Below are 23,434 nucleotides of genomic sequence, written 5' to 3'. Positions count from 1 at the left end.
ACAGGCTTTCAGTCCACAGGCTTTCAGTCCGCAGGTTTTCAGTCCACAGGCTTTTCCCACACCGACACGTGGTGCCGGCTGTCGCTCGTGAACGGCTCCCGTGTCCAGCCCTCCCACCGCTCGCGCAGCCGCAGCCCCGCGAGCCGGGCCATCAGGTCCAGCTCGGCCGGCCACGCATAGCGGAACGGAACGGCCAGATAGGTGGCCCGGCCGTCCTCCACCCGTACGTGGTGCGAGCTGACCGACTGCGTGGCCACGTCGTACAGGTCGAAGCCCAGACGCCCCTCGTCCACACGGAACGGCACCGCGCTCTGTCCGGGCGGCAGCCGGCGCAGATCCGGCACCCCGACCTCGACGACGAAGCAGCCGCCCGGCTCGAGATGGTCCGCGGCGTTGCGGAAGCAGTCGACCTGGGCGTCCTGCGACGTGAGGTTCATGATCGTGTTGTAGACGAGGTAGGCCACGGAGAAGTGGCCGTCCACCTTCGTCGTCGCGAAGTCCCCGATCGTCACCCCGATCGCGGCACCGCCCGGCTTGGCCCGCAGCCGCTCCACCATCGCCCGGGACAGGTCGATGCCGTGCACCTCGACGCCGCGCTCCGCCAGCGGCAGCGCGATCCGCCCGGTGCCGACGCCCAGTTCGAGCGCCCGGCCCCCGCCCGCCAGCTCGGTCAGCAGGTCCACGGCCGGCGCCACGACGCCCGGGTCGAACATCTCCGCCGACGACTCGTCGTACCCCGCCGCGACGGGCTCTCCGAAGTAACCGTCCTGATCCGACATGCCTCGACAGTAGGGCGGGTACGTCGCGTGGCGCGCCCGGTTTTCTCCGGCCGGATCATCCGACGAAATTCATGCAAGCACGCTTGATTGTTTCTGGTGTCGCTGCCATGCTCCCTGGCATGTCAGATCCGACGCCCGTCTTCGACGACCTGCGTGAGGAAAGCCGAGCACTCGACGTGCTGGTGGCCGAGTTGACCGGCGAGCAGTGGGCGATCGCGACGCCCGCGCCGCGCTGGAGCGTCGCCCACCAGATCGCCCACCTGCACTGGACCGACAAGGCCGCCCTGCTCGCCGTGACGGACGGGGACGGCTTCGGCGAGGTCGTCGAGAAGGCGCTCGCCACGCCCGACTCCTTCGTGGACGACGCCGCCGACGAGGGCGCCCGCCTCGCCCCCGCGGAACTGCTGGCCCGGTGGCGGGAGGGCAGGGACGCGCTCCAGGGGGCACTGCGGGACGCGGCTCCCCAGGGCACCCGCTTCCCCTGGTTCGGGCCGCCCATGTCGGCCGCCTCCATGGCCACAGGGCGCCTTATGGAGACCTGGGCCCATGGCCAGGACGTGGCCGACGCACTCGGTGTGGTCCGCGCACCCACCGACCGGCTCCGGCATGTGGTCCGCATCGGGGTCCGCGCCCGGGACTTCGCGTTCGGGGTACGGGGGCTGCCCGTGCCGCAGGAGGAGTTCCGCGTCGAGGTCCAGGCACCGTCCGGCGCGCCGTGGACCTTCGGCCCGAAGGACGCACCGCAGCGCGTCACCGGGACCGCACTCGACTTCTGCCTCCTGGCCACCCAGCGCGCCCACCGCGCCGACCTCGCCCTGCGCGCCGAGGGCCCGGACGCCGACCGCTGGCTCGACATCGCCCAGGCCTTCGCCGGCCCACCCGGCACCGGCCGCCCGCCGAAGGGGGAACCGGCGTGACGGTGCTGCGCGTCGGCAACTTCTCCGGCTTCTACGGCGACCGCGCGGCCGCCCTGCGCGAGATGCTCACCGGCGGCGAGGTCGACGTCCTCACCGGCGACTACCTCGCCGAACTCACCATGCTCATCCTGGGACGGGACCGGTTGAAGGACCCGTCCGCCGGATACGCCCGCACTTTCCTTCGGCAACTCGAAGACTGCCTCGGCCTCGCCCACGAGCGCGGGGTGCGGATCGTCACCAACGCGGGCGGCCTCGACCCGGCCGGACTCGCGGGCGCCGTACGGCAGCTGGCCGAGCGGCTGGGCGTCCCGGTGCGGGTCGCGCACGTCGAGGGCGACGACCGCACCGCGGACCACCCCGGCACCCTCGCCGCCCACGCCTACCTCGGCGGGTTCGGCATCGCCGAGTGCCTGCGGGCCGGGGCGGACGTCGTCATCACCGGCCGGGTCACCGACGCGGCCCTCGTCACCGGGCCCGCCGCCGCCCACTTCGGCTGGGGGCCCGAGGACCACGACCGTCTCGCGGGCGCCGTCGTCGCCGGGCACGTGCTGGAGTGCGGGACCCAGGCCACCGGCGGGAACTACGCCTTCTTCCAGGAGGGCGACGTACGCAGGCCCGGATTCCCGCTCGCCGAGATACAAGCCGACGGCAGCAGTGTCATCACCAAGCACCCCGGCACCGGCGGTTTCGTCGACGTCGGGACGGTCACCGCCCAGCTGCTCTACGAGACCGGCGGTGCCCGGTACGCCGGGCCCGACGTCACCGCCCGGCTGGACACCGCCCGGCTGAGCCAGGACGGACCGGACCGGGTGCGGATCGAGGGCGTACGCGGGGAGGCGCCCCCGCCCACCCTCAAGGTCGGGCTCAACCGGCTCGGCGGCTTCCGCAACGAGGTCGCCTTCGTCCTCACCGGCCTCGACATCGAGGCCAAGGCCGCCCTCGTGCAGGAGCAGATGAGTGACGCGCTCGCCAAGTCCCCGCCTGCCGAGGTCCGTTGGGACCTGGTGCGTACCGACCGCGCCGACGCGGGCACCGAGGAGACGGCCAGTGCCCTGCTGCGCCTCGTCGTACGCGACCCCGACGAGCGGGCCGTCGGGCGGACGCTGAGCGGCGCCGCGATCGAACTGGCCCTCGCCAGCTACCCCGGCTTCCATGTGCTCGCGCCACCCGGAAAGGGCGCGCCCTATGGGGTCTTCGAGGATGTGTACGTGCCCCAGAAGGCCGTCGACCATGTGGCGGTCCTCCATGACGGCAGCCGCGTTCATGTGGCACCGGCCCAGGACACCCGGGCACTCGCCCCCCTGCCAGGGCCGCCCCTGCCGGATCCCCCGTCCGCCGGACCCACGCGACGTGCCCCGCTCGGCCTGGTCGCCGGTGCCCGCAGCGGGGACAAGGGCGGGAACGCCAACGTCGGCGTGTGGGCCCGCACGTCCGCAGCCGGAACAGCCGCCGCAGCCGACGCAGCCTGGCGGTGGCTCGCGCACGAACTGACCGCCGAACGGTTCCGGGAACTGATCCCCGAGAGCCGGGACCTCGTCGTCACCCGGCACGTCCTGCCGAACCTGCGCGCGCTCAACTTCGTCGTCGAGGACATCCTCGGCGCCGGCGTCGCCGCCCAGCACCGCTTCGACCCGCAGGCCAAGGCCCTCGGCGAATGGCTGCGCTCCCGCCACCTGGACATCCCGGAGGCCCTGCTATGACGGTTCTCGAGTCCGCACTGGACCCGCACGGCACCGACCACCGGGCGGCCCGCGAGGCCATGCTCGCCAAGCTCGCCGAGCTGGAGACCGAGCACGCCAAGGCGCTCGCGGGCGGCGGCGAGAAGCCCGTCGCCCGGCACCGCGGGCGCGGCAAGCTGCTCGCCCGCGAACGGATCGAGCTGCTCCTCGACCCCGACACCCCGTTCCTGGAGCTGTCCCCGCTGGCCGGCTGGGGCAGCGAGTACACGGTCGGCGCGTCCGTGGTCACCGGCATCGGCGTGGTCGAGGGCGTGGAGTGCCTGATCACGGCCAACGACCCGACCGTGCGCGGCGGAGCCGGCAACCCCTGGACGCTGAAGAAGACGCTGCGCGCCAACGACATCGCGCTCGCCAACCGGCTCCCCTGCATCAGCCTGGTCGAGTCCGGCGGCGCCGACCTGCCCTCGCAGAAGGAGATCTTCATCCCCGGCGGGGCGGTCTTCCGCGACATCACCCGGCTGTCCGCCGCCGGCATCCCCACCGTCGCGGTCGTCTTCGGCAACTCCACCGCCGGCGGCGCGTACATCCCCGGCATGTCCGACCACGTGATCATGGTCAAGGAGCGGGCGAAGGTGTTCCTCGGCGGGCCGCCGCTGGTGAAGATGGCGACCGGCGAGGAGAGCGACGACGAGTCCCTGGGCGGCGCGGAGATGCACGCGCGCGTGTCGGGCCTCGCCGACTACTTCGCCGTCGACGAGCTGGACGCCCTGCGCCAGGCACGCCGCGTGGTCGCTCGCCTGGGCCACCGCAAGGCGTACGCGGACCCGGCGCCCGCGGCACCGCCCAAGTACGACCCGGAGGAGCTGCTCGGCATCGTCCCCGCGGACCTGAAGAACCCCTTCGACCCGCGCGAAGTCATCGCCCGCCTCGTCGACGGCTCCGACTTCGACGAGTTCAAGCCGCTGTACGGGACGAGCCTGACCACCGGCTGGGCGTCCCTGCACGGCTACCCGGTCGGCATCCTGGCGAACGCCCAGGGCGTGCTGTTCAGCGCCGAGTCGCAGAAGGCCGCCCAGTTCATCCAGCTCGCCAACCAGCGCGACATCCCGCTGCTGTTCCTGCACAACACCACCGGCTACATGGTCGGCAAGGAGTACGAGCAGGGCGGGATCATCAAGCACGGCTCCATGATGATCAACGCGGTCAGCAACAGCCGCGTCCCGCACCTCTCCGTCCTCATGGGGGCCTCCTACGGCGCCGGGCACTACGGCATGTGCGGCCGCGCCTACGACCCCCGCTTCCTGTTCGCCTGGCCCAGCGCCAAGTCGGCCGTCATGGGCCCGCAGCAGCTCGCCGGCGTGCTGTCGATCGTCGCCCGGCAGTCGGCGGCGGCGAAGGGAGCGCCGTACGACGAGGACGCGGACGCCGCCCTGCGCGCGATGGTGGAGCAGCAGATCGAGTCCGAGTCGCTGCCGATGTTCCTGTCCGGGCGGCTGTACGACGACGGCGTCATCGACCCGCGCGACACCCGCACCGTCCTCGGCCTGTGCCTGTCGGCCATCCACACGGCGCCCTACGAGGGCGTGCGCGGTGGCTTCGGCGTCTTCCGGATGTGAGGCTCATGATTTCGACTCTGCTGGTCGCCAACCGGGGCGAGATCGCCTGCCGGATCTTCCGCACCTGCGGCGAGCTGGGAATCCGGACGGTCGCCGTGCACTCGGACGCCGACGAGAACGCGCTCCACGCGCGCGTGGCCGACACGGCCGTACGGCTGCCGGGGGCGACGCCCGCGGACACGTATCTGCGCGGCGACCTGATCGTGAAGGCGGCGCTGGCCGCCGGCGCCGACGCCGTGCACCCCGGCTACGGCTTCCTCTCCGAGAACGCCGGCTTCGCCCGCGCCGTCCGCGACGCCGGCCTGGTCTGGATCGGCCCGCCGCCCGAGGCGATCGAGGCGATGGCGTCCAAGACCCGCGCCAAGGAACTGATGGGCCTCGCCTCCCTCGACGAGGAACAGGTCACCGAGGCGGACCTGCCGGTCCTGGTGAAGGCGGCGGCGGGCGGAGGCGGGCGCGGCATGCGGATCGTACGCCGCCCGGAGGACCTCCCGGCCGCCCTGGAGAGCGCACGCGCCGAGGCCGCGAGCGCCTTCGGCGACGGCGAGGTCTTCATCGAGCCCTACATCGAGCGGGGCCGCCACGTCGAGGTGCAGATCCTCGCCGACACCCACGGCACCGTACGGACCCTCGGCACCCGCGACTGCTCCCTCCAGCGCCGCCACCAGAAGGTGATCGAGGAGGCCCCCGCGCCGGGCCTGACCGACCGGCTCGCCGAGGAACTGGACACCCTGGCCGTCCGTGCCGCCCGCGCCGTGTCCTATGTGGGCGCCGGCACGGTCGAGTTCCTGATCGCCGACGGCCGGGCCCACTTCCTGGAGATGAACACCCGCCTCCAGGTCGAACACCCCGTCACCGAGGCGGTCTTCGGCCTCGACCTCGTCGCCGAACAGATCCGCGTCGCCGAGGGCCACCCCCTGCCCGCCGACCCGCCCCGCGCCCAGGGGCACGCCGTCGAGGCCCGCCTCTACGCCGAGGACCCCGCCCAGGGCTGGGCGCCCCAGACCGGCACCCTGCACCGCCTCGCCGTACCCGACGGCATCCGCCTCGACACCGGCTACACCGACGGCGACGGCATCGGCGTCCACTACGACCCGATGCTCGCCAAGCTCGTCGCCCACGCCCCCACACGCGCGGAGGCGATCCGCAAGCTCGCCGGCGCCCTGGAGCGCGCCGCCGTCCACGGCCCGCTCACCAACCGGGACCTGCTCGTCCGCTCGCTGCGGCACGAGGAGTTCACCGGCGGCCGCATGAACACCGGCTTCTACGACCGCCACCTGCCCGAACTGACCGCCCCCGCTCTCGATCCGCACGCCCCCCTGGCCGCCGCCCTCGCCGACGCCCACGCCCGCTCCCGCTTCGGCGGCTGGCGCAACCTGCCGTCCCAGCCCCAGATCAAGCGGTACGAGTCGGCGGGGGAGGAGCACGAGGTCCACTACCGGCACACGCGCGAGGGCCTCACGGCCGACGGGGTGCGGGTCGTCCAGGCGGACGCGGGCCTGGTCGTGCTCGAAGTGGACGGCGTACAGCGCCGGTTCGAGGTGGCACGCCACGGAGACCAGGTCTACGTCAACGCCACCCGCCTCACCGCCCTGCCCCGCTTCCCCGACCCCACGGCCCAGCTGGCCCCCGGCTCCCTGCTGGCCCCGATGCCGGGCACGGTCGTCCGCGTGGCCGAGGGCCTGTCGCAGGGCGCGACCGTACGAGCGGGCCAGCCACTGATCTGGCTGGAGGCGATGAAGATGCAGCACCAGATCTCCGCCCCCGCCGCAGGCACCCTCACGGCCCTGCATGCCAAGCCCGGGCAGCAGGTGGAGCCCGGAATGCTGCTGGCCGTGGTGCAGACACCCTAGGGGCGCGCGGAACCGCGCGAGCGACCACACACAAGCCGCACTCGGAGGACTCGCATGACCACGCACATCGAATCCGAAGAACACAAAGCCCTGCGCTCCGCCGTCGCCGCCCTCGGCAAGCGCTACGGACGCGAATACCTCACCCGCGCCGTCGCCGAGGGAAAGCCCCCCACCGAACTCTGGTCCGAGGCGGGCAAACTCGGCTACCTCGGCGTCAACCTCCCCGAGGAGTACGGAGGCGGAGGCGGTGGTATCACCGAACTCTCCATAGTCCTCGAAGAGTTGGGCGCGGCAGGATCCCCCCTGCTCATGCTCGTCGTGTCTCCGGCCATCTGCGGCACCGTCATCTCCCGGTTCGGCACCGAGGACCAGAAGACCCGTTGGCTGCCCGGTCTGGCCGACGGCACCCGCCTCATGGCCTTCGGCATCACCGAACCCGACGCCGGCTCCAACTCCCACCGCATCACCACCACCGCCCGCCGCGACCCCGCAAGCGGCGACTGGCTCCTCACCGGCCGCAAGGTCTTCATCTCCGGTGTCGACATGGCGGACGCCGTCCTCGTCGTCGGCCGCACCGAGGACGCCCGCACCGGACGCCTCAAGCCCTGCCTGTTCATCGTCCCGACCGACGCCGAGGGCTTCCAGAAGCGGCCCATCGAGATGGAACTCAACGCCGCCGAGAAGCAGTTCGAGCTGGTCCTGGACGATGTACGGCTGCCCGCCGACGCCCTTGTGGGCGACGAGGACGCAGGCCTGCTCCAGTTGTTCGCCGGACTCAACCCCGAGCGGATCATGACCGCCGCGTTCGCGATCGGCATGGGCCGCTACGCCCTCGCCAAGGCCATCGAGTACGCCCGCGACCGCAGTGTCTGGAAGACCCCCATCGGCGCCCACCAGGCCATCGCCCACCCCCTCGCCCAGGCCCACATCGACCTGGAGCTGGCCCGGCTGATGATGCAGAAGGCCGCCCACCTCTACGACGCCGGCGACGACATCGGCGCGGGCGAGGCCGCCAACATGGCCAAGTACGCGGCCGCGGAGGCCTGCGTGAAGGCGGTCGACCAGGCCGTGCACACCCTCGGCGGCAACGGCCTCACCCGCGAGTTCGGACTCGCCTCGTTGATAACTGCCGCGCGTGTGGCTCGCATTGCCCCGGTGAGCCGGGAGATGATTCTCAACTACGTCTCCCACCAGACCCTGGGCCTGCCCAAGTCGTACTAGGCCGCCACCGCCCGCCACTTGGAGGAACCGTGTTCCGCAGCACGTACGCAGACGTTCCGCCCGTCGAACTCCCCATCCACGAAGCCGTTCTGGGCCGCGCCGCCGACTTCGGCGACCACCCGGCCCTGATCGACGGCACGGACGGCACCACCCTCACGTACGAGCAAGTGGACCGGTTCCACCGGCGCGTCGCCGCCGCGCTCGCCGAGTCGGGGCTGCGCAAGGGCGACGTCCTCGCCCTGCACAGCCCCAACACCGTCGCCTTCCCGACCGCCTTCTACGCGGCCACGCGCGCGGGAGCCTCCGTCACCACCGTGCACCCGCTCGCCACACCCGAGGAGTTCGCCAAGCAGCTCCGCGACAGCGGCGCCCGCTGGATCATCACCGTCTCCCCGCTGCTGCAGTCCGCCCGCCGCGCCGCCGAACTCGCGGGCGGCATACGGGAGATATTCGTCTGCGACAGCGCCCCGGGACATCGCTCGCTCAGCGACATGCTCGCCACCACCGCCCCCGAGCCGAAGGTCGCCATCGACCCGGCCGAGGACGTCGCCGCGCTGCCGTACTCCTCCGGCACCACCGGCACCCCCAAGGGCGTGATGCTCACCCACCGGCAGATCGCCACCAACCTCGCCCAGGTGGAACCCGCCTTCCCCGCCGAACCCGACGACCGCATCCTCGCCGTCCTGCCGTTCTTCCACATCTACGGCCTGACCGCCCTGATGAACGCGCCGCTGCGCAAGGGCGCCACGGTCGTCGTGCTGCCCCGCTTCGACCTGGAGACCTTCCTCGCGGCCATCGAGACCCACCGCATCACCACCCTGTACGTCGCCCCGCCGATCGTCCTCGCCCTGGCCAAGCACCCGGCGGTGGCCCGCTACGACCTCTCCTCCCTGAGGTACGTCATCAGCGCCGCCGCCCCGCTCGACGCGAGCCTCGCCGCCGCCTGCTCCGAACGCCTCGGGCTGCCCCCGATCGGCCAGGCCTACGGCATGACCGAGCTCTCCCCCGGCACCCACGTCGTCCCGGTCGACGCCCTGCACATCGCGCCCCCCGGCACCGTCGGCCGGCTCATCGCCGGCACCGAGATGCGCATCGTCTCCCTCGACGACTCCGGCAAAGACCTCGACACCGGCGAAAGCGGCGAGATCCTCATCCGCGGCCCCCAGGTCATGAAGGGCTACCTCGGCCGCCCCGACGCCACCGCCGCCATGATCGACGCCGACGGCTGGCTGCACACCGGGGACGTCGGACACGTGGACGACGACGGCTGGCTGTTCGTCGTCGACCGGGTGAAGGAACTCATCAAGTACAAGGGCTTCCAGGTCGCCCCGGCCGAACTGGAAGCCCTCCTCCTGGCCCACCCCGGCATCGCCGACGCCGCCGTCATCGGCACCTACGACGACGACGGCAACGAGATCCCCCACGCCCACGTCGTCCGCCAGCCCACCGCGGGCGACCTGACCGAGAACGAGATCATGCTCTACGTCGCCGAGCGCGTCGCCCCCTACAAGCGCGTGCGCCGCGTCACCTTCGCCGACTCCGTCCCGCGCGCGGCCTCGGGGAAGATCCTGCGCCGCGAGCTCAGGGAGAGCGTGTGAGCGCACTGATCGGACGCACGCGCACGCGCGGCGTCGAAACCCTCAGCCTGGACGCCGTCGACACCCGCAACGCGCTCTCCGCGGCCCTCGTCGGCGAACTCGCCGAGGCCCTCGCCGACTGCGCGAAGGACCCGGAGGTGCGGGCCGTCGTCCTCACCCACACCGGCACCACCTTCTGCGCCGGCGCCGACCTGCGCGACCCGCCCGACCCGGACGCCCTCGTGGGCGTGCTGCGGCAGATCGTCGAGCTGCCGAGGCCCGTCGTCGCCCGGATCACCGGCCACGTCCGGGCCGGCGGCCTCGGCCTCCTCGCCGCCTGCGACCTCGCCGCCGCCTCCGCAGCGGCCACCTTCGCCTTCACCGAGGTCCGCATCGGCGTCACCCCCGCGGTGATCTCCCTGACGGTCCTCCCGCGCACCGACCCCCGCGCGCTCGCCCGCTACTACCTCACCGGCGAACGCTTCGACCCCGCCGAAGCCGTACGCCTCGGCCTGCTCACCACCACAGGCGACGACGTGGACGAAGCCCTCGCCCCCGTCCTCGACGGCCTGCGCCGCTCCTCCCCCCACGCCCTGGCCGAGACGAAGCGACTGCTCACGGCTAGGGTGCTGGAGACGTTCGACCGGGACACGGCCCACCTGACCGCGCTCTCGGCCCGGCTGTTCTCCTCCGCCCAGGCCCGGGAGGGGATGACGGCCTTCCTGGAAAGACGGGATGCGGCATGGGTGGTGTGAGTACGGCGGAACGCGACCGCGTACCCAAGCAGGACCGGAGCCGGGCCACCCGGCAGCGGCTCCTGGAAGCAGCCGTGGCCTGCCTCGCCGAATACGGCTGGGCGGGCTCCACGGTCGCCGTCGTCGCCGAGCGCGCCGGCGTCTCCCGGGGCGCCGCCCAGCACCACTTCCCCACCCGCGAGGACCTCTTCACCGCCGCCGTCGAGTACGTCGCCGAGCAGCGCTCCAGCGCGCTGCGGGACCTGTTCCCGGACGGCGCCGCCGACCGCCGCGCCGTCGTCGTCGCCCTGGTCGACCTCTACACCGGCCCCGTCTTCCGGGCCGCCCTCCAACTGTGGGTCGCCGCCTCCAACGAGGACCAACTGCGCGGCCGGGTCACCGAGCTGGAGGCCCGCGTCGGCCGCGAGACCCACCGCATCGCCGTCGAACTCCTCGGCGCCGACGAGTCCCGCCCCGGCGTCCGCGAGACCGTCCAGGGCTTCCTCGACATGGCCCGCGGCCTCGGCCTCGCCAACCTCCTCACCGACGACACCGCCCGCCGCGCACGCGTCGTCGCCCAGTGGGCGGCCCTGCTGGACACGGCCCTGGCCTGAGCGCGACTCTGGCCTGAGCGCCCGCGCCACCGTCAGTGCCCCCCGCGCCCCTCGCGCCGGTCGTGTGAGGGGCGCCACATCCGTTCGGTGCGTCCCGCAGTACCCTTGCCCCATGCTTCCGATGCTCGTTCGCCGCCGCCACGTGGACTACGTGCGCGTCACGAGCATGGGCTGTCGCCACTCGGCCTGAAACAGCCCCGTTTCCCGGCTTCTCACAGCCTCTTCTCCTCCCCCTTTGTTTGCGGCATTCCGGGCACCGCCCCACCCCCGGCGGCCTGCCCGCGGGCCCACACACCCTGTGGACGCATCCATGACGACGCACACCGCGACGAACCCGTCGTACGACCAGCTCCCGATCATCGACCTGTCCGCCGCCGACCGCGGACCCCGGGCCCGGGCCCAGCTCCACTCCGCACTGCACAGCGCCGCCCACGACGTCGGCTTCTTCCAACTCGTCGGACACGGCGTGACCCAGGCCGAGACCGACGCCCTGATCACGGCCATGCACGCCTTCTTCCGGCTGCCCGAGACCGACCGGCTGGCCCTGGACAACATCAACTCCCCGCACTTCCGCGGCTACACGCGCACCGGAGACGAGCGCACCGCCGGCGCCCGCGACTGGCGCGACCAGCTCGACATAGGCGCCGAACGCCCCGCTCACACCCCCGGTCCGCACGAGCCGCCGTACTGGTGGCTGGAGGGCCCCAACCAGTGGCCCACCGCCCTGCCCGAGCTGCGCACCGCCGCCCTGGCCTGGATCGACAGGCTCAGCGGCGTCGCCCAGCGCCTCCTGCACGAACTCCTGACCGCCATCGGCGCCCCCGCGGACTTCTACGACCCAATCTTCGGCCCCCACGCCCACCCGCACCTCAAGCTGGTCCGCTACCCCGGCAGCGCGGGCGACGGCACCGACCAGGGCGTCGGCGCCCACAAGGACTACGGCTTCCTGACCCTGCTCCTCCAGGACACCGTCGGCGGCCTCCAGGTCCACCGCGAGGACGGCCTCTTCCACGACGTGCCCCCGCTGGACGGAGCCTTCGTCGTCAACCTCGGCGAACTCCTGGAAGTCGCCACCAACGGCTACCTGGTCGCCACCAACCACCGCGTGGTCAGCCCGCCCGGAGCGACGGAACGCTTCTCCGTCCCCTTCTTCTACAACCCCCGCCTGGACGCCAAGGTCTCCCCGCTCCCCTTCCCGCACGCGGGCACAGCCCCCGGCGTCACCACCGACCCGGCGAACCCGCTCTTCGCCGAGTACGGCTACAACGAACTGAAGGGCAAGCTGAGGGCCCACCCCCTGGTGGCGGAGCGGCACCACGCGAGCCTTCTGACTCCCGCATGAGAAAACGGCCCCGAAAGGACCGTTTTTTTCAGGGGCGCGGGGCTGTGCCGACATGCGGCTTCCGCCGCGCGGGCACGAGCAACCACAACGCACCCGCAGCCGCCACGCGCCCCACGCCACCCCCTCAGTGGGCGATGTCCGCGTACCCCTCCACATCCCGCGGATCACGCGGCCCCGGCCCCACATACCGAGCGGAAGGCCGCACCAAGCGACCCGTCCGCTTCTGCTCCAGAATGTGCGCCGACCAACCGGCGGTCCTCGCGCACGTGAACATCGACGTGAACATGTGCGCCGGAACCTCCGCGAAGTCCAGCATGATCGCGGCCCAGAACTCCACGTTCGTCGCCAGCACCCGGTCCGGCCGGCGGTTGTGCAACTCCTCCAGCGCCGCCTTCTCCAACGCCTCGGCGATCTCGAAGCGCGGAGCGCCCAGCTCCCTGGCGGTACGGCGCAGCACGCGCGCGCGAGGGTCCTCGGCCCGGTACACCCGGTGCCCGAACCCCATCAGCCGCTCACCGCGGTCCAGCGCCTTCTTGACGTACGCCTCCGCGTCCTCGGTCCGCTCGATCTCCTCGATCATCCCGAGCACCCGGGAGGGCGCGCCACCGTGCAGCGGACCCGACATCGCACCCACCGCCCCGGACAGCGCCGCGGCGACATCCGCGCCCGTCGAGGCGATCACCCGCGCCGTGAACGTGGACGCGTTCATCCCGTGCTCGGCCGCCGACGTCCAGTACGCGTCCACCGCGGCGACGTGCTTCGGATCCGGCTCCCCCCGCCAGCGGATCATGAACCGCTCGACGACCGACTGCGCCTTGTCGATCTCCTGCTGCGGCACCATCGGCAGCCCCTGCCCCCGCGCCGACTGGGCGACGTACGACAGCGCCATCACGGCGGCGCGGGCGAGATCCTGGCGGGCCTGCGCCTCGTCGATGTCGAGCAGCGGCCGCAGCCCCCACACCGGGGCCAGCATCGCGAGCGCCGACTGCACGTCGACGCGGATGTCCCCCGAGTGGACGGGGATCGGGAACGGCTCGGCCGGCGGCAGACCGGGATTGAAGGCGCCGTCGACGAGCAGCCCCCACACATTGCCGAACGAGACGTGACCGACCAGATCCTCGACGTCGACGCCCCGGTACCGCAGGGCGCCGCCCTCCTTGTCCGGTTCGGCGATCTCCGTCTCGAACGCGACGACTCCCTCGAGCCCGGGTACGAAATCGGACATCAGGCGGCTCCTCAAGATTCGGCGGCGGTCACACCGGTGATGCCCCGTTCCTCCGGTGGTCACCCAAAACCGCGGGGGGATCTGCACGATAACCCCGGGTGCCACAGTTGGGGAGACCACGCGACACTGAGTGCCACGGTCGTTCGATACGGCAGGATGACCGCGTGACGACCGACAGCGAACCCGTCCTGGACCCCGCCGCGGATCCCGCCGCCATGCGCAAGCAGTACCGGGCCCAGGGTCTCGAAAAGCAGAACCTCGCCACGCACCCCATGGACCAGTTCGCCCGCTGGTTCGAGGACGCCGCGCGCGCGGCCCTGCACGGCACGATCTACGAACCCAACGCCATGGTCGTCTCGACGGCGGACGCACAGGGCCGCCCCAGCTCCCGCACGGTCCTGATGAAGCAGTACGACACCGAGGGCTTCGTCTTCTACACCAACTACGACTCCCGCAAGGCCCGCGAGCTGGCGGAGAACCCGTACGTCTCCCTGCTCTTCCCCTGGCACCCCATCGCCCGCCAGGTCGTCGTCACCGGCATCGCCCGCCGCACCGGCCGCGACGAGACCGCCGCCTACTTCCGCACCCGCCCGCACGGCTCCCGCCTGGGCGCCTGGGCCAGCGCCCAGTCCTCGGTGATCGACTCCCGCGACGAACTGGAGTCCGCATACGCCGACCTCGCCGCCCGCTACCCCGAGGACGAGGACATCCCCGTCCCCCCGCACTGGGGCGGCTACCGCATCGCCCCGCAGACCATCGAGTTCTGGCAGGGCCGCGAGAACCGCCTCCACGACCGCCTCCGCTACACCGCCCGACCGGACGGCACCTGGATGGTCGACCGCCTCAGCCCCTGACCCTGAGGCCCCACAGACGCAGACGACCCGCGAGCTCGGGTCCTGCGCCGTACGGCGGACAGGGCCGGCCGGACGTACCGGCGAGCTCGCGGGTCGGGTGACTGCTTGGGATTGGGCCGGCTGCGTGTGTCTCGCACACGCTGGTCCGGCACCGCACATGGTGTAGTGGCGAGCCGCTAGCCCGCAGCCACCTCGTACGTCCGGGTTTCACTCATTTACCCGATCACCTCCTTTCCACGTGAAACCCACCCTAGGAAGCTGCCGGGGCGAGCTCAACTGTTTTTTCGGAGATGTTGACGGAATGGCTTCCGGCCGGAGACTGTAGCCATACCCGTCGCCTCGCTGCAGCAGCCGAAGATTCCAGTGAGAGACGTTGATCCGGCCGACCGGGGTGGTGAGGCTGTGCTGGCCTCTGGCTCGGACGGAGATACGGCCGGTCCAAGTCCCTGCCCACTTTCCAGAGGGCATGACTGCACGTACGAGGTCTCCGGTGACGTATCCGAAGTGCTGTTTCCTGCGGTCCCGTCGCAGGCGGGGGAATCCATACCGATCCGGCGTCGTGCGGGCGTATGAGCCGCGACCTGTGGCCTTGACGACCAGCACCCGATCGGGGACGCGAGCGATCGCGTCTCCGCTGTTGTGATCAAGACGGCCGACGGACAGGGCGTCCAAGGTGTGCGTCTTGTCGAGCCTCATCGCGTCACGGTTCGCCTTGGTGAGATGCCTTGGCCAGGCGAGTACGGGCTTGCCGAGCGTTTCCAGGGTCGCAATAAGCCGTAGCTGCGTCGCATTCATGGCAGCGGCGTCCCGAAGCGGGGCTTTGCTCTGATCGAGGATCCGGGCCAGGAGGCCGGGCCGGTGGGCGAGGAAGGACTCGATTGATCGGCTGCCCTTGGCCTTGTTGCACGGGATGCAGGAGAGAACGAGGTTCGAGATGCGGCTGGATCCTTGTCGGCTGCGGGGGCGCAGGTGCTCGATGTTCAGGGGTACTCCGGTGACGCCGCAGTATGCGCAGGCGCTGTCCCACCTGGAGCGCAGATAGGAGCGTGCTGTGGTTCCTGCCAAGGGGCCCTGTGTGTACTCCGCACCGTAGAGTGGTTTGCCCGCGCTCAGGGAGTGAGTGTCGAAGGCAGTGCGCTCCAGGTGGATGTCGGTGACGGGTGCGTAGCGGCACAGGCGCCTGGCGATGGAGAACGTGGTGTCGACGCGATGGCGTAGGGAGGGCGGGAGCCATCCTTCAGGGCGGACTCTGTTGTGTGAGCGTGGTGCTCGGTAGCGGCACTTGGCGGAACGTCGCCTGTGTCGATAGCCCGCGCGCTGTTGCATGAAGCTCTGGATCTGCGTCCCTCGATGGTGGAGTTCGACCGAGACGAGTCCGCGTCGGACGGTCACAGTGGCGCCGTATTCCGTGGTCTCCTTTTTCTCGTCGGTGAGGACGAGACCGGTGCTTTTGGAGCCGGGGTCGACGCGTAGCTGCACGCCGTCGACTTCCGAGCCGGTCAGTGTGCGGTCTTTCAGGCGGACAGTGAAAGGCACCTGACGTGCGACAGCGGCTCGCCCCTTGCTGAGGAGTTCGCGGGCTCGTGCAGGATGGCAGGGCATGAGCGGGCGCCCGTCCTTGGCGAGGACGAAGACCCTGCTCGCGCCGGTCCCACCCGTGTACGACGGGCTCCGTGTGGGAGCGTCACCGCTCCCGTTCTCTGCCTTCTTCGCTGTGTGGGCAGCGCTCTTGGCGTGACGCCGACGGGTTCCGGTGCCGTGCCCGTCGGTCTCCCCTCGCCCATGTTCCCTGCCGGTGCCCCGCGCGGTAGCGGGGTGTCCGTGGGCCGTTTCGTCCCTGCTCCCAAGGTTGTCTGCTCCCACGGGTTCCAGAGCAGGCTGCTGAGGAAGCACAGCCTGGTGGGTCTGCTCGCCTACAGGAAACGTAGTCATCGGGTGCACCTCCCTGATCCTCGGAGATCCGCGGAACCCTCGGACCGCGATGACTGGGGCTGGTCACTCGACGGCCTGGAGGCCCGGGAGCGAGCGACCTCCCTTCTCGTGTGCGGACGACGTTAGCGAAGCGGGACGGAGTCGCTGTCGTGATGAGCCATAAGACGCTTGGATGTGCTAATTGGTCCGATTTGCCGAACAAGCGAGCGGCATGAATGGTAGGAAGGCCGATCTCTCGCAGCGAAGGTCGAGTGTAGGGTTGGCTGTCCCGTCGCATCGTGGCTGAACCGGATCGAAGCCCATTTCACTGCCTTGCGCTACTTCACCGTGGACGGTACTGACCACGCCAGCCACAAGGAGCAGAGCAGCTTGTTCCGCCGCTACATCATCTGGCGGAACAAGCACGCCCAGGACGAGCGCCTACGCGCGGTCGTGAACAAGGCGAACGTCGCCTGACGCAGCCGCGCCCCGACGGAACAACGCGGTCCACAGGAACGTCACGCCGAACAGTGCGGACTCGGGTGGTTCCTCCCGCATGCGGCGCAATTCGACCTCGACCAGGTCGGAGAAGATCCAGCGCAGCGATTCGGGCGTGTAAGCCAGGCCGCCCTGCAGCTCGCGTCCGCGGTAAATGTCTGCGTCGGCGAGTTCCGACCCCATTCCCGCCTCACCTGCGGCGAAGCTGGTGAGCGCGAGATGGCCGCCGGGGGCGAGGACGCGGTCAAGGAGGGCCAGATAGCTGACGCGGCGGTGCGGCGCCAGGTGGTGGAAGCACCCTGAGTCGACGACCAGGTCGTAGGGGCCGCTCAACTCGGTGTCGGGGAGGGCGAAAGCGTCACCGCACAGGAAGCGGACGTCCACTCCTGCGTCATGGGCCCGGTCCTTGCCCCAAGCGACGGCAACGGGAGAGAGGTCGACGGCGTCCACCTCGAAGCCGCGCGCGGCGAGGTACAGGGCGTTGCGGCCCGGTCCGCACCCCAGGTCCAGAGCCCGACCGGGAGCGATCAGGCCCTGGTCGAGGTAGGCGGCCAGGTTTTCGTCCGGCTTCGCCGCGAAGAACGGGACCGGCCTTGACCGGTCGGCATAGAAGCGGTCCCAGAAGTCCTTGCCGTCGCCTGTCGCCAAGCGGCTGGCCTCGGATTCCGATGCGAAGAACCCGTCCAGGAGCGCGAGAACGTCCTCGACGGTGCGTACGGTCCGGTTCATCCGGCCCCCCTTTCGGTCGAGGCCGAGGATAGGAGTGAAGGGGATGAAAGGCCAGGTCAGACGGGCATGTTGCGATGGCTGGGGTGGGCTGCTGCGGCACCCCGAGCAGGCAGGGAAGGAACCCACTCCAGATCTCGACCCGCGTCTGCCCAAGCACCCCTCCGAGGCCAGGAAAGGACCAGCCTCGGCCGCGCCGGGGAGACTATTTCGACGAATTTCCCATCAGTACTACAGGGCGAACGTTGTCTGATGCGGCACTTAGTCACCCATGAACCACAAGTAGCTGCCCGGCGCCGCCGCACATGCTTCAAGGAGCTCGGCAAGGTCAAGCAGAGCCGCCCTCTGCTGGTCGTCAGTACACCCCTGTGTCAGGGCGGCGACTTCCTGACAGGCGACCCGAGCTTCCTGTTCGTTGAACAACGTGTCACCGTACGGATCCACCCAGCCGAGCTTGCCCGAGCCACGCCAGTCGAGGGTGCTCAGCACCCCCGCCAACGCTTCACCGTGCGCGTAAGAGCCCCGCAGCAAGGTGTCCCGGGATGCCCCCTTCCGCGTGGGTCGCCCAGAGTGCAGTTCCAGCTCGATCCCCATGACCTCTCCTTCGGCCTGACTCGGACACCGAAGCTTCGCAGAGATCATTTGTCGGACAGGGACCCCCCCGAGTGGTTTTCGCAGAGCGGCCAAGCCGCTCCAAGGCGCGACCACCACTCAACCTTCGATGAAAAATGCCGGCGAATCCGGTGGACGCTCGGTCCACGGCCGCCCTACCTTGCCGCGCATGACTGATCTTCGGATCGAGCTGGTGGACGGCGATGCCATGCTCGAGCAGTGGCGGTACGTCCACAATGTGATCGTTCCGCCGGCGGCCATGTCCGTGGAGGACGCCCGGGAGCGGTTGGCGCGGTACCGGCTGGAGAACGCGTATCTCGGCGACGAGCTGGTCGGATGCTCCACCGTGCGGCCGCCGGTCGGGGAGGGTGAGGTCGCGACGGTCATCGCGCGCGTGCTGCCCGCGTACCGGGGACGGGGCTTCGGTGCGGCGCTGTACGGGAACGGGCTCGCCCACGCGCGCGGGCTGGGGGCGAAGGCGGTCGAGACGTGCGTGCTGGCCGCGAACGAGGACGGGCTGCGGTTCGCTGTGCGGCGTGGGTTCGTGGAGACCGACCGGTACGTGCTGGACGGGGAGAGCGACGAATGGGTCGACCTGAGGCTGGAGGAGAGGCCGGCACCGGGGGAGGCTGTCCGGCATTGATTCCTTCAATCTGCGGGAACAGGATGTGGGCTGTGTCACGTTCCAGTTGAATGAAGGCCAGTGAGCGGAACGAGCGCCTTAGGTGCGCCGACGCAGCCTGCAGGGGGTCCAGGTGAGTGCTTCGCGGCGGAGTGGGACCACCGACGAGCTGGGGCCGGACGAGCCCGAGCCGGACGGGCCGCGGGATCCTGACGGTTCCGCCGGTCCGGACGAGTCCGGCGGGTCCGACCTGCTCGCCGCGCTCCTGGACGGCATGGACGCGGCCCTGTGCGCCTTCGACGCCGACGGTGTGGTCACGCACTGGAACCGCGAGGCGGAGCGCATCCTGGGCTGGAGCGCGGCCGAGGCGGTCGGGCGGCACGGGTTCGCCGGGTGGGCGGTGCGCAGCGCCGACGCCGAGGAGGTGCAGTCCCGGCTGCTGGCGGCCATGCACGCGCCCGGCCGTCAGGTGCACGAGTTCGCCCTGCTCACCAAGGACGGCGGACGGGTTCTCGTCCGTACCCAGTCCGCCGCCGTCCGCGGCCCGGACGGAAAGCCGGCGGGCCTGTACTGCGCCTTCAGCGAGGTGCACGCGCAGATCGACCTGGAGCGTTCGATCGCGCTGAGCGAGGCGTTGTTCGAGGACGCGTCCTGGGGTGTCGTCCTCGTGGACGCCGATCTGCGGCCCGCCGTCGTCAACGCGCACGCGGCGCGCGCCCTGGGCATCGGGCGTACGTCCGCGCTGGGGCGGCCGCTCGGCGAGCTGCTCGCGCAGGGCGTGGAGGAGCTGGAGAGCGCGCTCACCCATGTGCTGGCCGAGGGCGCGCCGCCCGCGCCGGCCGAGATGTGGGTGGCCCTGCGCACGCCGGAGGGTGAGCAGCGGCGCTGCTGGCGCAGCGGGTTCCTGCGGCTGGCCTCGCCGCTGACCGAGGAGCCGGTGCCGCTCGGCGTGGGCTGGCTCTTCCAGGACGTCACCGAGGCCAAGCACGGCGAGCAGGAGGCCTCCTTGCTGCGCTTCCGCACGAACCAGCTGCACCGTGCCACCCGTGCCGCCGCCGAGTGCGAAGACCCGGGGGAGGCGGCCACCGTCCATCTCGACTTCGCTCTCGCCGGGTTCGCCGACCACGCGCTGCTCGACCGTGTCGCCGGTGCTCCGCGCGTGGAGGACGACGACACGACTCCGGTACGGCTGGTACGGCTCGCCGCCACACCCGCGGGTACGCCCGGCCCGAGCGTCCTCACCGGTGCGGCCGGACTGCCCCTGCGCTACGAGCCCGGCCACCCGGCGCTGCAGTGCGTGGAGCGCACGGGCACGGTGCGCGCCGACGCGGGCTCGGTGCCGCCTGAGCAGGCGCGGGAGTGGGCGCTGGCCCGGCAGTGGCCCGAGGACGCCGTGCACGCTCTGTGTGCGGTGCTGCGCAGCCGGGGCCGGACGCTCGGTGTGGTCACCTTCCTGCGCGGGTCCGGCCGCAGCCGCTTCGCGCGGTTCGACGCGGCCTATGCCGAGGATGTGGCCGCACGGATCGCCGCTGCCCTGGACCTCGCGGCGGCGGTGCGGGAGCGGCCGGGGACGTAAGGGGCGCGGGTCGTGAGGGTCGGGGGCCCGTGGTTCAGCGTCGGTAGAAGATCCGGTCGCCGTATTCCTCGAAGATCCGCGCGTTCCAGTCGAGGCCGCCGTCGACGTTGCCTGAGCGCAGCAGCGGGGGCTCGATGCCGCGGTCGGCGAGCGTGGCGGCCGTCGTCGCCAGGACGGCCTGCATCAGGGCTGAGGTGACCACCGTGGAGGCGGGGGCGAAGGGTGCCGGGATGGTGTCGAGGGTGAGCTCGGCGTCGCCGACCGCGATCTTCGAGTCCAGGACGATGTCGCAGTGGTCCTTCAGGAAGGTGCCCGAGGTGTGCCGTGACGTCGTCTGCGAGGCGTACGCCACCGAGGTCACACCGATGACCCTCACCCCGCGCGCGCGTGCGCTGAGGGCCATCTCCACGGGCAGGGCGTTGCGGCCGGACAGGGAGATGATCACCAGGGCGTCGCCGGCGCGGAGGGGTGAGGTGTCCAGGACGGCGCTCGCGAGTCCGTCCACGCGTTCCAGGGCGGAGCCGAGGGTCGCCGGGGTGACGTCGACGCCGACCACTCCGGGGACGGCGAGCAGGTTCATCAGCGCAAGTCCGCCCGCGCGGTACACGACGTCCTGGGCGGCCAGTGAGGAGTGCCCGGCGCCGAAGGCGAACAGCCGGCCCCCGTCCGCGACGGTGTCGGCGAGCAGGGTGCCGGCCGCGGTGATCGCCTCGGCCTCCTCCTCGCGGACCCGCTGCAGCAGGTTGACGGCGGCGTCGAAGAACAGGTCGGCAGGCGTGCCGTCGCTCATGCGGTGCCCCTTCGCGGCGTCGGTGTCGCGGATCACCGTGCGGTCTGGACCACTGCGGTGTCAATACGGCCGAGGGGGCGTGTCCACACGTGTTGACGACAGCCGCGGTTCCCAGGGGCGCGGGGTCGTGTCGATGTGCGGCTCCGCCGCGTGGGCGCGACCAGCCCCCCACAGACCCGGATCCGGCGATGAACCCGTCCTCTTACGGCGGCTCCCCGCACGGTCCGTTCCGCCGGAGGCCTCCGCTTGTCAGTGGGATCCGGCAGAATTGACGACAGGGCCAGCGCACGCGCCGGAGCTGCCGGCAGAGGTAATCGAGGGGCACGTATGTCCGGACTGATCGACACCACGGAGATGTATCTCCGCACCATCCTCGAACTCGAAGAGGAAGGCGTCGTCCCCATGCGCGCCCGGATCGCGGAGCGGCTGGACCAGAGCGGGCCCACGGTGAGCCAGACGGTGGCGCGCATGGAGCGCGACGGTCTGGTGTCCGTCGCCAGCGACCGGCACCTGGAGCTGACCGACGAGGGCCGCCGGCTGGCCACGCGGGTGATGCGCAAGCACCGCCTCGCGGAGTGCCTGCTGGTCGACGTGATCGGCCTGGAGTGGGAGCAGGTCCACGCGGAGGCGTGCCGCTGGGAGCACGTGATGAGCGAGGCCGTCGAGCGCAGGGTCCTGGAGCTGCTCCGGCACCCGACCGAGTCTCCGTACGGCAACCCGATCCCGGGTCTGGAGGAGCTGGGCGAGAAGGACGGGGCGGACCCGTTCCTGGACGAGGGCATGGTCTCGCTGGCGGACCTGGAGGCGGGCGCGGACGGCAAGACGGTCGTCGTCCGCCGTATCGGCGAGCCGATCCAGACGGACGCGCAGTTGATGTACACGCTGCGGCGCGCGGGTGTGCAGCCCGGTTCCGTGGTGAGCGTGACGGAGTCGCCCGGCGGGGTGCTGGTGGGCAGCGGCGGCGAGGCGGCCGAGCTGGAGGCCGACGTCGCCTCCCACGTGTTCGTCGCCAAGCGCTGAACGGGAGGGCCCCGGCGCCTGACGGCGCCGGGGCCTGTCCTCCCCTGTCCGACCCGGAGCCCCGAGCTCCCAGGGTCGTCCCCTGCGGACCGTTTTTCCCCGAGCGGTCCGCCTCCCGCCAAGTAGATCCCCTCGACGGCGCCGATCATTCCCCGAGAGGTGTCACTCGAATGAGGGGTGTTGTCCGCAGAGACAGATTTTTCGAATAGGTATTCGATATTCTGCCGGGGCGGGAGGACGGCGAGAGCGGCGCGCACGCCGACGAACGGCGCCGACGCCGAGAGCGCGAGCCCGCAGAGAAGCACGGAGAACCACAGAAGACCACGGAGAACCGCAGAAAACCGCAGTACACCGGTGCGAGGCAGGCGGAGCTGGGGGGTACCAGGCCGATGGCACGACGTATCGACGTGACGGGAGCGGGCAGGGTGCGCCTGGCCGCGTGGGAGTTCGCGGACCCGCCCAAGACGGATCCGGAGCCCGGCTCTCCGGGCGTGCTGTTACTCCACGGACTGATGGGTCGCGCCTCGCACTGGGCGTCCACCGCCCGTTGGCTCGCCGAGAGGTACCGTGCCGTCGCGCTCGACCAGCGCGGCCACGGCCAGAGCGAGAAGGATCCACAGGCCGCGTACACCCGCGAGGCCTACGTCGAGGACGCCGAGGCCGCCGTCCAGCAGCTCGGTCTGGCGCCCGCCGTGCTCATCGGCCACGCCATGGGCGCGCTGACCGCCTGGCAGCTCGCCGCGAGGCGTCCCGATCTCGTCCGCGGCCTGGTCATCAGCGACATGCGGGCGTCCGCGCTGGGCGCGGCCTCGCAGCGCGAGTGGGCCGAGTGGTTCCGCACCTGGCCCGTCCCCTTCACCACGCTCGCCGACGTCCGTAAGTGGTTCGGCGAGGACGATCCGTGGGTGGAGCGGCCGAACCCCTCCCGGGGGGAGTTCTACGCCGAGGTCATGCACGAGTCCGCGGACGGCTGGCGTCCCGCCTTCGACCCGGAGCAGATGCTTCGGACGAGGGAGAGCTGGGTGTACGACGCGCACTGGGAGGAACTGGCGCAGGTCCGGTGCCCTGTGTTGGTCGTGCGCGGGGTGGACGGGGAGCTGGGGCGGGCGGAGGCGCAGGAGATGGTGCGGGTGTTGCCTGGCGGGGAGTATGCGGAGGTCGCGGAGGCGGGGCACCTCGTCCACCTTGACCAGCCGGTGGCTTGGCGGATGGCGGTCGAGCCGTTTCTTGAGTCCGTGCTCGGGGATTGAGGCGCCTTCTGGGGTGCG

Annotated in this window: 20 protein-coding genes and 1 pseudogene; 15 read left to right on the top strand and 6 right to left on the bottom strand. The window is 71.2% G+C overall.

Annotated features, from left to right (window positions below; all coding sequences use genetic code 11):
- Window positions 1-38: 38 nt before the first annotated feature.
- Window positions 39-779, bottom strand: coding sequence for a class I SAM-dependent DNA methyltransferase (locus ACWD5D_RS32925; protein WP_451376448.1), 741 nt, complete (start codon window positions 777-779; stop codon window positions 39-41).
- A 119-nt stretch (window positions 780-898) separates the two neighbouring features.
- On the opposite strand from ACWD5D_RS32925, the gene ACWD5D_RS32920 reads away from it, so the two are divergent.
- From ACWD5D_RS32920 to ACWD5D_RS32880, 9 genes are all read left to right on the top strand, one after another.
- Window positions 899-1,696, top strand: a complete 798-nt coding sequence (locus ACWD5D_RS32920) for a TIGR03084 family metal-binding protein (protein WP_451376447.1) — start codon at window positions 899-901, stop codon at window positions 1,694-1,696.
- Window positions 1,693-3,396 carry an acyclic terpene utilization AtuA family protein gene (locus ACWD5D_RS32915; protein ID WP_451376446.1) on the top strand — a complete coding sequence of 568 codons (1,704 nt, stop codon included), beginning with the start codon at window positions 1,693-1,695 and terminating at the stop codon, window positions 3,394-3,396. The genes ACWD5D_RS32920 and ACWD5D_RS32915 overlap by 4 nt, the downstream gene beginning before the upstream one ends.
- Entirely contained in the window at window positions 3,393-4,991 is a 1,599-nt protein-coding gene (locus ACWD5D_RS32910) for an acyl-CoA carboxylase subunit beta (protein WP_451376445.1), read from the top strand. Before ACWD5D_RS32915 ends, ACWD5D_RS32910 begins: the two co-directional genes overlap by 4 nt.
- A 5-nt stretch (window positions 4,992-4,996) precedes the next feature.
- A complete protein-coding gene (locus ACWD5D_RS32905) occupies window positions 4,997-6,844 on the top strand; it encodes an ATP-binding protein (protein WP_451376444.1) in 1,848 nt (615 codons plus the stop codon).
- Window positions 6,845-6,898: 54 nt separating this feature from the next.
- Window positions 6,899-8,065, top strand: a complete 1,167-nt coding sequence (locus tag ACWD5D_RS32900) for an acyl-CoA dehydrogenase family protein (protein ID WP_451376443.1) — start codon at window positions 6,899-6,901, stop codon at window positions 8,063-8,065.
- A 29-nt stretch (window positions 8,066-8,094) separates the two neighbouring features.
- Window positions 8,095-9,663 carry a 4-coumarate--CoA ligase family protein gene (locus ACWD5D_RS32895; protein ID WP_451376442.1) on the top strand — a complete coding sequence of 523 codons (1,569 nt, stop codon included), beginning with the start codon at window positions 8,095-8,097 and terminating at the stop codon, window positions 9,661-9,663.
- Window positions 9,660-10,397 carry an enoyl-CoA hydratase family protein gene (locus ACWD5D_RS32890; RefSeq protein WP_451376441.1) on the top strand — a complete coding sequence of 246 codons (738 nt, stop codon included), beginning with the start codon at window positions 9,660-9,662 and terminating at the stop codon, window positions 10,395-10,397. Before ACWD5D_RS32895 ends, ACWD5D_RS32890 begins: the two co-directional genes overlap by 4 nt.
- Window positions 10,385-10,990: a TetR/AcrR family transcriptional regulator gene (locus ACWD5D_RS32885; RefSeq protein ID WP_451376440.1), complete on the top strand. Its 606-nt coding sequence runs from the start codon at window positions 10,385-10,387 to the stop codon at window positions 10,988-10,990. Before ACWD5D_RS32890 ends, ACWD5D_RS32885 begins: the two co-directional genes overlap by 13 nt.
- Before the next feature lie 310 nt (window positions 10,991-11,300).
- Window positions 11,301-12,332, top strand: coding sequence for an isopenicillin N synthase family dioxygenase (locus tag ACWD5D_RS32880; protein WP_451376439.1), 1,032 nt, complete (start codon window positions 11,301-11,303; stop codon window positions 12,330-12,332).
- A gap of 124 nt (window positions 12,333-12,456) precedes the next feature.
- Here the strand turns inward: ACWD5D_RS32880 and ACWD5D_RS32875 are convergent, their stop codons facing one another.
- A complete protein-coding gene (locus ACWD5D_RS32875) occupies window positions 12,457-13,557 on the bottom strand; it encodes a citrate synthase 2 (protein ID WP_451376438.1) in 1,101 nt (366 codons plus the stop codon).
- Between the two features lie 215 nt (window positions 13,558-13,772).
- Here ACWD5D_RS32875 and pdxH point away from each other — a divergent pair, with 215 nt between their 5' ends.
- Window positions 13,773-14,411, top strand: a complete 639-nt coding sequence (pdxH, locus tag ACWD5D_RS32870; protein ID WP_451376490.1) for a pyridoxamine 5'-phosphate oxidase — start codon at window positions 13,773-13,775, stop codon at window positions 14,409-14,411.
- Window positions 14,412-14,618: 207 nt separating this feature from the next.
- Here the strand turns inward: pdxH and iscB are convergent, their stop codons facing one another.
- On the bottom strand, window positions 14,619-16,343 hold the full coding sequence (gene iscB, locus ACWD5D_RS32865) for an RNA-guided endonuclease IscB (RefSeq protein WP_451376437.1): 1,725 nt from the start codon (window positions 16,341-16,343) through the stop codon (window positions 14,619-14,621).
- A 273-nt stretch (window positions 16,344-16,616) separates the two neighbouring features.
- Here iscB and ACWD5D_RS32860 point away from each other — a divergent pair.
- A pseudogene (locus ACWD5D_RS32860) lies at window positions 16,617-16,799 on the top strand (transposase); the annotation flags it as partial.
- On the opposite strand, the gene ACWD5D_RS32855 reads toward ACWD5D_RS32860, so the two are convergent.
- Window positions 16,764-17,549 carry a class I SAM-dependent methyltransferase gene (locus tag ACWD5D_RS32855; protein ID WP_451376436.1) on the bottom strand — a complete coding sequence of 262 codons (786 nt, stop codon included), beginning with the start codon at window positions 17,547-17,549 and terminating at the stop codon, window positions 16,764-16,766. The pseudogene ACWD5D_RS32860 and the gene ACWD5D_RS32855 overlap by 36 nt on opposite strands.
- 258 nt (window positions 17,550-17,807) lie before the next feature.
- Complete coding sequence (locus ACWD5D_RS32850) at window positions 17,808-18,140, bottom strand: hypothetical protein (RefSeq protein WP_451376435.1); 333 nt, start codon at window positions 18,138-18,140, stop codon at window positions 17,808-17,810.
- Between the two features lie 187 nt (window positions 18,141-18,327).
- Between ACWD5D_RS32850 and ACWD5D_RS32845 the strand changes: the two genes are divergently transcribed.
- Window positions 18,328-18,801: a GNAT family N-acetyltransferase gene (locus tag ACWD5D_RS32845; RefSeq protein WP_451376434.1), complete on the top strand. Its 474-nt coding sequence runs from the start codon at window positions 18,328-18,330 to the stop codon at window positions 18,799-18,801.
- 112 nt (window positions 18,802-18,913) lie between these two features.
- Window positions 18,914-20,356, top strand: coding sequence for a PAS domain-containing protein (locus tag ACWD5D_RS32840; protein WP_451376433.1), 1,443 nt, complete (start codon window positions 18,914-18,916; stop codon window positions 20,354-20,356).
- Between the two features lie 34 nt (window positions 20,357-20,390).
- Here ACWD5D_RS32840 and ACWD5D_RS32835 read toward each other — a convergent pair whose 3' ends face one another.
- Window positions 20,391-21,146, bottom strand: a complete 756-nt coding sequence (locus ACWD5D_RS32835) for an SIS domain-containing protein (RefSeq protein WP_451376432.1) — start codon at window positions 21,144-21,146, stop codon at window positions 20,391-20,393.
- Window positions 21,147-21,473: 327 nt separating this feature from the next.
- Here ACWD5D_RS32835 and ACWD5D_RS32830 point away from each other — a divergent pair, with 327 nt between their 5' ends.
- Both ACWD5D_RS32830 and ACWD5D_RS32825 read left to right on the top strand, forming a co-directional pair.
- A complete protein-coding gene (locus ACWD5D_RS32830; protein WP_393882692.1) occupies window positions 21,474-22,166 on the top strand; it encodes a metal-dependent transcriptional regulator in 693 nt (230 codons plus the stop codon).
- 389 nt (window positions 22,167-22,555) lie between these two features.
- The gene (locus ACWD5D_RS32825; RefSeq protein ID WP_451376431.1) at window positions 22,556-23,416 is read left to right on the top strand and encodes an alpha/beta fold hydrolase; all 861 of its coding nucleotides are present in this window, start codon (window positions 22,556-22,558) and stop codon (window positions 23,414-23,416) included.
- Window positions 23,417-23,434 lie beyond the last annotated feature (18 nt).

The organism is Streptomyces sp. NPDC002520 (assembly GCF_053595235.1).
Note: the sequence above shows the minus strand (reverse complement) of the source record. Positions and strands in the feature narration are given on the sequence as shown.